Annotated in this window: 2 protein-coding genes; both read right to left on the bottom strand. The window is 39.7% G+C overall.

The window, feature by feature from the left end; all coding sequences use genetic code 11:
• Positions 1-698 (bottom strand): ATP-binding protein (locus FOF46_RS31060; RefSeq protein WP_143919286.1); only part of this gene is annotated, 698 nt, incomplete at its 3' end.
• 19 nt (positions 699-717) lie between these two features.
• Positions 718-962, bottom strand: a 245-nt coding sequence (locus FOF46_RS32115; protein ID WP_167572041.1) for a hypothetical protein, incomplete at its 5' end; no start/stop codon positions are given.

A 962-nucleotide genomic window follows, 5' to 3' on the forward strand; every position in this document is an offset into this window, starting at 1 on the left:
TAATTACGTCCGAAACGGCTGTCAATCTCATCATATCCGTGTTTGTTGTAGCGTACACCCCGTTTAATTTCTTTTTCAAGGTTCTCAGTTCCTACAATGATTACAGACATTTCGTCCTCTAGTTCATTATATAGGTGAATCAGGAATTTAAGAGCGGAAGGTTTAAGACTATTGGCCTGATCCAGTAGTAAGGATGGCATAAAATTGCGTCTCTCGATAAAGAAATCAATCACAATTAGCCCCAGTTTATCTATAGATATGTACCCTTTTGGTACTTCCAGACCTATCTCTGCGATTAAGTTCTCGATAAACTCACGTTTTGCCCAGTCACGGCATTTTAATAGGTAATTGAAACCTTCATTGGCTTTTATCCATCCTTGTAAGCCTGCCGTTTTACCTGCTCCGGCCGGATAGGACACAGGAACGAACAAACATTCCTGTTTTGCCTCAGTGAGTACCTTTTGCATCATGCGAAAATTTGTAGTTTCTGCAATCTGCCAGGTACTAAAAGTATGACCGCTTTTATTGGCTACTTTAAGCCACATCTGATCACTGATAAGTTCCCATTCTGAGTTACGCATCTGGCTTAATGTAGCCGCAGATACCCCGCATTTGTTTGCGAACTTGTTACCACTGCCTAAACGGGAAATTTCCGTATTAATCGTAGTAACAATTTCTTGTTTTTGTATATTTGTCATGCTTACGAATTTTTAAATGTTATAACTGGCCAGTCAGCAAACTGTCCAGGTCAATATCAGAACCGTCATTAGTGTGTAAATCACTATTGGCGGTTCTTTTTTGTTCTATTGGTTCATCTAAACCGTTCAAAAAGCGTAGGGTTTCTGCATTTTCTGAAGCAGATTTATTAGTAAACCTTCCCATTAACAGGTCAATCTCATTAGAAATACCTATGGTTTGCGCCAGTTCTGCGGCCTTGCGTTCTTCGATCGTTTTTAAACGTT

Source organism: Aquimarina algiphila (assembly GCF_007489275.1).
GTDB lineage: Bacteria > Bacteroidota > Bacteroidia > Flavobacteriales > Flavobacteriaceae > Aquimarina > Aquimarina algiphila.